Below are 8,599 nucleotides of genomic sequence, written 5' to 3'. Positions count from 1 at the left end.
CACATTGTCGCCTGGTCCGAGGGCGGGCCCACCACCCTGGCCAACGGGCAGGGGCTGTGCGAGCGCTGCAACCACGCCAAGGAAGCCGACGGCTGGTTGACGAAACCCGTCGACGGGCCACGCCACACCGTGGAAACGACCACCCCCACCGGCCACACCTACACCTCCACCGCACCACCCCTGCCCGGCACCGGAACTCAAGCGGCGGAAGGGGCGGAGCCGCCGGTGCGAGCTATGCAGGTAGTCCGTCACGCGCTGGCCGTGGTTGCCATGCGGCAAGTGAAGGCTGCGGACAAACCCCGCCCCGGCATCGCTGCTGAGAGTGGATGGGTCGTTGTTCGAAGTCAGTGGGGCGACATCGTCGGCGAAGCAGCCTGACTAGGGAGCACAAGTGAGTTCACAGGCGATTCCCCGGGCTGCTTCGTCAGCGGTTATCGCGGATCAAATTGGTGATCCGAGCCGTGGAGAGGCGCCGTCCCTCGTCATCTGTCATCACCACTTCATGGACTGTGAGGGATTGACCCAACTGGATCGCCGTCGCCGTTCCAGTGACCAGACCGGAAGAGACAGACCGGTGATGGCTGGCGCCGACTTCAATCCCGACGGCGTGGCGGCCGGAGCCTGCGTGCAGCGCCGCGGCGAAGGATCCCAGCGTTTCGGCCAGCACAACATGGGCGCCGCCATGCAGGATGCCCGCCACCTGGGTATTTCCCTCGACCGGCATGCTGGCCACGATGCGCTGTGGGGTCATTTCGCTGAAGACAATGCCCATCTTGACCACCAGGGCGCCGACACCGGTATGCACGAGCCACCGGTGCAGGTGTTCCGGAACTCCTGCGTCGACGAGTTCTGCGATCGTCGCCGCAGCGGAGGCCTGCACGTGTCCGGGCACACCGCCGTCGGGTGTGAATTTGTCGCTCATGGGAACTAGGCTGGCAGGTGTGAGTGAAACTAACAAACCGGACGCAGCCACAGCCACTTTGGAGGCCGAGGGGGCTCCGTTGACCGGCATAGAGGGAGCATCTTCCGGCCCTCACCGCCTGTTGCTGATCGATGGCCATTCCATGGCGTTCCGCGCTTTCTACGCGCTGCCCATGGAGAACTTCTCCACCGATACCGGACAGCACACGAATGCGGTCTACGGTTTCACTTCCATGCTGATCAAGATGATCGAGCAGCGCGAACCCACCCATGTTGCGGTGGCCTTTGACCTGGACACCCCAACGTTCCGCACTCAGGAGTATGCCGAGTACAAGGGCGGCCGGAACAAGACGCCCGAGGAATTCCACGGCCAGGTGGACCTGATCATCAAGGTGATGGAGGCGATGCAGATTCCCACCGTCACCCTTGACGGTTACGAAGCCGATGACATCATCGCCACGCTCAGCACCCAGGCTGAAGAAGCTGGGTGGGAAGTCATGGTGGTCTCCGGCGACCGCGACGCTTTCCAGCTGATCACCGACAAGGTAACGGTCCTTTACCCGAAGAAGGGCATCAGTGACATTCCGCCCATGGACAGCGCAGCGGTGGAGGCCAAATACTTCGTCCCGCCGGAGCGCTATTCCGATCTGGCCGCCCTGGTCGGCGAGACGGCCGACAACTTGCCCGGCGTTCCGGGCGTGGGTCCCAAGACCGCTGCCAAGTGGATCAACTTGTACGGCGGCGTGGACGGCATCCTGGAGAACCTGGATGCCATCGGCGGCAAGGTCGGCGAATCCCTGCGCGCCAACGTCGACTCGGTCAAGCGCAACCGGCGGCTTAACCACCTGCTGCGGGATCTGGAGCTGCCGGTGGAGCTGGAGAACATGGTGCTGCAGCACCCCGACCGCGCCGCTATCGAGGAACTCTTCGATGCGCTGCAGTTCAACACTCTACGCAAGCGACTCTTCGACCTCTTCGGCGAGGAAGACGCCGTGCGCGAGACGGAGGTCAACGCCCCTGCTCACCATGTGGTTTCGGAAGCAGCTGCGCTCAAGGAGTGGTTCGCGGAGACCAACCAGCTGAATGTCGCACTGCAGCTCGTGGCGGAGACCGCGGAAGGTGGGGACGACGCCGTCGGGCTGGCTCTGGTGGCGCACGCACGCGCTGCCTATGTGCCGCTGGCCTCGCTCGACGCGGAGGCCGAGCAGTTGCTGGCACACTGGCTGTCCGACCTGGACGCACCGAAGATCGTCCACGACTTCAAGTACGCCTACAAGGTTCTCTCGCGGCGAGGATTCGAATTGCTGGGAGTGGTGGATGACACCGCAATTTCGGCCTATCTGATTCAGCCCGACCGGCGCAGCTACGAACTGGCTGACTTGGCCCAGTACCACCTGAAGATGTCCGTGGCGGCCCCCGATGCGGCCGCAAGCGGGCAGTTGGAGCTTGGCCTGACCGAGGATGACAAGGCCGGTCCCGCCGTGGTCCAGGCGTTCGCAGCGCTGCAATTGAGCGAACATTTCGCGGGTCAACTGGTCGAGCGCGGCGCCAACCAGTTGATGGGTGGGCTTGACCTGCCGCTGTCGCTGGTGCTGGCGCGGATGGAACTGGCCGGTATTGCGATGGACGCCGCCGCACTGGACCGGTTGGTGGACGACTTTACGGTCACCATCGACGCCGCAAGTTCGGCAGCCTTCGGCATCATCGGCAAGGAAATCAATCTGGGCTCGCCCAAGCAGCTGCAGGCCGTGCTGTTCGAGGACCTGGGCCTGCCGAAGACCAAGAAAATCAAGACCGGCTATTCGACCGACGCCGACGCACTCAACGATCTGTTCGCCAAGACCGGCAATGAGTTCCTGGTGCAACTGCTGACCTACCGCGATGCCACGAAGCTGCGGCAGACGGTGGAAGGCCTGCGCAAGACGGTGGCGGACGATGGGCGGATCCACACCACCTACGCCCAGACGGTAGCCGCCACCGGACGCCTTTCCTCGATCAACCCGAACCTGCAGAACATTCCGGTCCGTTCGGAAGAAGGCCGGCGGATCCGGGAAGCATTCGTCGTCGGCGAGGGCTACGAGACGCTATTGACGGCGGACTACTCGCAGATCGAAATGCGGATCATGGCCCACCTGTCCGGCGACGAGGGGCTGATCGAGGCCTTCCGCTCCGGCGAGGACCTGCACCGGTTTGTTGGCGCTCACATTTTCGGGGTCGCGCCGGAGGACGTGACCAGCGAGATGCGCGCTAAGGTCAAGGCGATGTCCTACGGCCTGGTGTACGGACTGAGTTCGTTCGGCTTGTCCAAGCAGCTGAACATCTCGGTGGACGAGGCTCGGACGCTCATGAAGGACTACTTCTCCCGGTTCGGCGCCGTCCGCGACTACCTGCGCGGCGTAGTGGACCAGGCCAGGGTTGACGGATTCACCTCGACGATCGAAGGCCGGCGCCGGTACCTGCCGGATCTGGCCAGCGACAACCGGCAGTTGCGGGAGATGTCGGAGCGTGCGGCCCTCAACGCACCGATCCAAGGCTCCGCCGCGGACATCATTAAGAAGGCGATGCTCGGCGTCGCCCAGGAGCTGGAAAGCCAGGGGCTGAAGTCCCGGATGCTGCTGCAGGTCCACGATGAACTGGTGCTGGAAGTGGCACCGGGGGAGCGGGAACAGGTGGAGCAGTTGGTGCGCGCCCAGATGGGCGGCGCCGCGGACCTGTCCGTGCCGCTGGATGTTTCAGTGGGCGTGGGCGCCAACTGGCAAGAAGCCGGCCACTAGCCGGTCTGCTTCATCCGGGCGTGGCGAGGCGGCCGAGCAGGCCGCCCTCCGCCAGGTACGCCGTGACGGAGACCGCGATGGCTTCGGCCGCGAGCAGTGACACCAGCACCACCAGTTGGATGAGGCCGGCATCGAGCGGGGATGCACCCCCGAGCACCAGTCCGACGAATGCTCCGGGCAACGTGACTGTGCCCACCGTGCGGGTTTGGTCTAGCGCCGGCAGCAGCGCTTCGGCTGCCACCGGCCGGGCCACCAACGACCGGGCGGCGCGGCCCCGCAGCCCGAGGGCCAGGCCGGCTTCGACTTCCCCTGACCGCGCCTGCAACTCCTGGGACAGCCGCCGGCCGGCCAGATTCGTGGCGGTCATCGAGCCGCCAATCAGCTGGCCCACCACGGCCGCCAGGGCCAACGGCTGCAGCGGCAGGACCCCGGTCACCAACATCAATCCGACGACCGGCGCGGTGCCGGCGGCAATGGGGAGCGCGGCCCGCCAGACGGCTGTGTCACCGATGCGGCGCGCAGCGGTCCACGAGGCCACGGCCAGCATCAGCAGCAGGAAGGCTGCGGCCAGCCATCCAGACCTGCCCAGCTGGGAAATGACGACGGCGACGACGGCCAGCTGGGCGAGTGCCCGCGTCCCGGCCAGCAGGACCTGCCTGATGGGTATCCCCAGCACGGTCCGTCCAACGGCGGCGGCAACGCCCAGCAGGGCAACCAGCAGAACCCAGACAACAGGACCGGTGTTCAGCAGCGTTGAATGATCCGGCACCCGCCCAGTCTCGCACTTCGGGCTTGCGCACGGGCGTCCCGGGGCACGGTGTGCTCTGGCGGACCGGGGGAGCTGCGGCTAGGCTCACAAACCGTGATCACCCGCACGCAGGACACCCGCCAGGACCTCCGCATCGACCGGTTCGCCGCCGGGCTTGACGGAGAAGCACCGGACGCCAGGACGCTGGGCTGGTTCGAAGCGGTCAGCTTCGGCTTCCACGACAAGAAACCGGATCCGTCCGACGTCGCGGCGTACACCAAGGCCTACGGCTTGGACCGGCGGATCCTTTGGGGCGCCTACGATGATTCGCCGCGCCCCGGCGTGTGGGACATCCACGTACCCGTCGCCACCTACGCCACCATGGTCAACACCCTCAACGTGGGCGGCGGGCGCCTGATGGACACCCACCTTATTACCGCAGTGACCGTCCGGGCCACGCACCGGCGCCGCGGTCTGCTCCGGCGGATGATCACCGACGACCTGAAAGACGCGGCCGGCCAGGGGCTGGCGATGGCGGCACTGACGGCTTCCGAGGCCACCATCTACGGCCGGTTCGGTTTCGGTGCCGCCACGTTCACCCGTGAGGTGGAGATCGACGTCCGGGAACGGTTCGGACTGCGTGCCCCGGCGACCGGGACAATGGAGCTGGCCGATCCGGCCTCGCTCCAGGAACTGGCGCCGGAATTGTTCAACCGGTTCCATGCCCGCGTCCCGGGCTCCATTGGCCGCCAAGCCAGCTACGCCCTGCGCGTCTCGGGCCACTGGAGCCAGGACGGCGCGTCGGAGGACAAGGCGCTGCGTACCGCAGTCCATTACGACGGCGAGGGCCGCCCGGACGGCTACGTCAGCTATCGCTTCGCCGGCTGGGAAACCAAGCCGTACACCGTGAAGGTCATTGATCTGGTCGCTGCCGGACAGGACGCCTACCTGGAGCTGTGGCGTTATCTCGGATCACTGGATCTGGTTGAGCGCATCCAGTTCCCGCTCTCCCCGGAGCAGGATCCGCTGGCCTGGGGACTGACAGACAGCCGTGGCTATGAGGTGAAGTCGGTGGAAGATGTTTTGTGGCTGCGCGTGCTGGACCCGGTGACGGTCCTGCAGACGCGGCCGTACTTTCACGACGGCGCCTGCACGCTGCGGATCAGCGATCCGTTGGACATCTGCGGCGGCACATACCGGCTCACCGTGAAGGACGGCCGCGGAACCGTCGACCGGCTGGCTCCGGACGCGGACGTCGACGCCGTCGTGCCGGTGGATTCACTCGGCTCCCTCTTCCTCGGTGGGGCCCGCGCCAGGACGCTGGCCGCGGCCGGGCATTTCTCCGGGGCATCCGCGGCCACTGTTGACCGGCTGGACAGCTTTTTCGCAACGGACACCGCGCCCTACTGCATCACGCATTTCTGACCGGCGGCCGCCCGGCGGCTGGCCCGGCAAGGCCGCCGTGCCGGGCCTAAGCGCCGTGGGGCCGGGGCGCTTTGCCCGAATTGCGGTAACCGGCTAGACTTATTGGGCGCGTAATGCGTATGGAGAGCCCCTTCCAACGGAGGGCAGGCTCCATCAGCTTCACCAAAATACATCAGTCCGTTTCCGTAAACGGCAATGCATCCCATGGGCAGCAGCGGTTGAGTGCTGTTGTGCGCCGGGAGGCAGAGCAGTAACGGAACTCAGAAATCTATCCACATCGGAGCCCCTACTACATGACCATCACCTCCACCGAGAAGCCCGGTACCCCGCAGGTCGCCATCAACGACATCGGTACCGCTGAAGACTTCCTCGCAGCCGTCGACGCAACCATCAAGTACTTCAATGATGGCGATCTGGTCGAAGGCATTGTCGTCAAGGTTGACCGCGACGAAGTCCTGCTCGACATCGGTTACAAGACCGAAGGTGTCATCCCCTCCCGCGAGCTTTCCATCAAGCACGACGTCGACCCGGGCGATGTTGTCGCCGTCGGTGACGAGGTCGAAGCCTTGGTGTTGACCAAGGAAGACAAGGAAGGCCGTCTGATCCTGTCCAAGAAGCGTGCTCAGTACGAGCGCGCTTGGGGCGACATCGAGAAGGTCAAGGAAGAGGACGGCGTTGTTACCGGCACCGTCATCGAGGTTGTCAAGGGTGGCCTGATCCTCGACATCGGCCTGCGCGGCTTCCTGCCCGCCTCCCTGGTCGAAATGCGCCGCGTGCGCGACCTGGCTCCGTACATCGGTCAGCAGATCGAAGCGAAGATCATCGAGCTGGACAAGAACCGCAACAACGTGGTGCTGTCCCGCCGTGCATGGCTCGAGCAGACCCAGTCCGAGGTCCGCTCCACCTTCCTCAACAAGCTGGAGAAGGGCCAGGTCCGTCCGGGCGTCGTCTCCTCGATCGTCAACTTCGGTGCCTTCGTGGACCTGGGCGGCGTCGACGGCCTGGTGCACGTCTCCGAGCTCTCTTGGAAGCACATCGACCACCCCTCCGAGGTTGTCGAGGTTGGCCAGGAAGTCACCGTCGAGGTTCTCGAGGTGGATCTGGATCGCGAGCGCGTGTCCCTGTCCCTGAAGGCCACCCAGGAAGATCCGTGGCAGACCTTCGCCCGCACCCATGCTCTGGGCCAGATCGTCCCGGGCAAGGTCACCAAGCTGGTGCCGTTCGGTGCGTTCGTCCGCGTCGAAGACGGCATCGAGGGCCTGGTTCACATCTCCGAGCTGGCCGTGCGCCACGTGGAGCTGGCCGAGCAGGTTGTCTCCGTCAACGACGAGGTCTTCGTCAAGGTCATCGACATCGACCTGGAGCGCCGCCGCATCTCGCTGTCGCTGAAGCAGGCCAACGAGGGTGTAGACCCCGAGGGCACCGAGTTCGATCCGGCTCTGTACGGCATGGCTGCAGAGTACGACGAGCAGGGCAACTACAAGTACCCGGAGGGCTTCGACCCCGAGACCAACGAGTGGCTCGAAGGCTACGAAGCACAGCGCGCCGCATGGGAGCAGCAGTACGCTGACGCCCAGGCTCGCTGGGAAGCCCACAAGAAGCAGGTTGCTGCTTCGCTGGCCGAGGAAGCCCAGGCTCCGGGCGAGTCCGAGGCCGCACCGACCAGCTACTCCTCCGACGCCCCGGCGGCTCCGGCCTCCACTGGCGGCACCCTGGCTTCCGACGAAGCCTTGGCTGCACTGCGTGAGAAGCTGACCGGCGCGTAACAACTGCATCAACGGCGCCGGAACCATCCGGCGCTGGGTGGCTCATGGAACCCCCGTACCTTTCAGGTACGGGGGTTCTTGCCGTCGGGCCCGGCTCCGAGCCGCCGGCACCCACGTAACGGGCACGCCCACGGAGGCATTCGGCGGTTACCGCGGGCAACTGGTTCTTCCCGTGCGGACCGCCGCGGCGTAGCATGAGCCCACCAGCGTCCAGGACGCAGACTTGGGGGCCTACATGCGCCGTGCAGAATCCGTTCCGCAGCGTTTCCAGAATCATCCTGATCACCGCACCCGGCTGTGGACCGTTGCGTTATGCGCGGCACTGGTCTGCGGCGTTGCAGCATGTTCGGACGAGCCGCGGCCGCCTGTGCAGGTGGGTGCCCCGCCGGACCCGTCTTTCGTGCGTGAGGTAGTAAAGCCCAGTGGGTTGACGCGGCATTTGGAGGCGCTGCAGGCGGCGGCGGACGCGAACGGTGGGAACCGGGCCGACGCCACCGGGGGCTATGAGGCATCCGCGGCCTACGTCGAGGAGCAGTTGCGTGCGGCGGGGTATGAGCCGCGGCGGCAGGAGTTCAGCTACGGTCGGCGCAACCCCGTGGACGCGTTCAACATCCTGGCCGACACGGGCACCGGCGGCGGCTCGGGGAGCGTGCTGGTGCTCGGCGCGCACCTGGACTCGGTCGAGGAGGGGCCCGGGCTCAACGACAACGGCAGCGGGGTCGCCGCGGTGCTGGAGGTCGCGCTGCGGCTCGCGGAGCAGGGCGCCGTGTCGCGGGATCGGATCCGGTTCGCGTTCTGGGGCGGAGAGGAAGACGGGCTGCACGGCTCGGAACACTATGTCGAGGAACTCTCCCGCGCGGAGGCCGCTGAGCACGTCGCGTACTTGAACGTCGATGTGGTGGGCTCGCCGAACGCGGTGGCGTTCGTGTACGACGGCGACGGCTCGGACAGCGAGGAGGCCGGGC

General features: G+C 65.9%; 7 protein-coding genes. 5 read left to right on the top strand and 2 right to left on the bottom strand.

From position 1 onward, the window contains the following. Nucleotides 1-378 (top strand): HNH endonuclease (locus tag AC5RWT_RS31440; RefSeq protein ID WP_494083638.1); only part of this gene is annotated, 378 nt, incomplete at its 5' end. 46 nt (nt 379-424) lie between these two features. Here AC5RWT_RS31440 and AC5RWT_RS31435 read toward each other — a convergent pair. Beyond that, nucleotides 425-922, bottom strand: coding sequence for a hotdog fold thioesterase (locus AC5RWT_RS31435; protein ID WP_494083637.1), 498 nt, complete (start codon nt 920-922; stop codon nt 425-427). Between AC5RWT_RS31435 and polA the strand changes: the two genes are divergently transcribed. Then, the gene (gene polA / locus AC5RWT_RS31430; protein WP_494083636.1) at nt 921-3,695 is read left to right on the top strand and encodes a DNA polymerase I; all 2,775 of its coding nucleotides are present in this window, start codon (nt 921-923) and stop codon (nt 3,693-3,695) included. The two genes, AC5RWT_RS31435 and polA, sit on opposite strands and share 2 nt — an antisense overlap. Nucleotides 3,696-3,705: 10 nt before the next feature. Here the strand turns inward: polA and AC5RWT_RS31425 are convergent, their stop codons facing one another. Next, a complete protein-coding gene (locus tag AC5RWT_RS31425; RefSeq protein ID WP_494043906.1) occupies nt 3,706-4,464 on the bottom strand; it encodes an ABC transporter permease in 759 nt (252 codons plus the stop codon). A gap of 93 nt (nt 4,465-4,557) precedes the next feature. On the opposite strand from AC5RWT_RS31425, the gene AC5RWT_RS31420 reads away from it, so the two are divergent. From AC5RWT_RS31420 to AC5RWT_RS31410, 3 genes are all read left to right on the top strand, one after another. Continuing rightward, entirely contained in the window at nt 4,558-5,868 is a 1,311-nt protein-coding gene (locus AC5RWT_RS31420; RefSeq protein ID WP_494083635.1) for a GNAT family N-acetyltransferase, read from the top strand. A gap of 293 nt (nt 5,869-6,161) precedes the next feature. Next, nucleotides 6,162-7,634 (top strand): 30S ribosomal protein S1, encoded by a 1,473-nt coding sequence (gene rpsA, locus AC5RWT_RS31415; protein WP_494043904.1) that lies wholly within the window; start codon nt 6,162-6,164, stop codon nt 7,632-7,634. Nucleotides 7,635-8,034: 400 nt separating this feature from the next. Continuing rightward, nucleotides 8,035-8,599 (top strand): M20/M25/M40 family metallo-hydrolase (locus tag AC5RWT_RS31410; RefSeq protein ID WP_494083634.1); only part of this gene is annotated, 565 nt, incomplete at its 3' end.

The organism is Arthrobacter sp. Dra40 (assembly GCF_059091905.1).
Note: the sequence above shows the minus strand (reverse complement) of the source record. Positions and strands in the feature narration are given on the sequence as shown.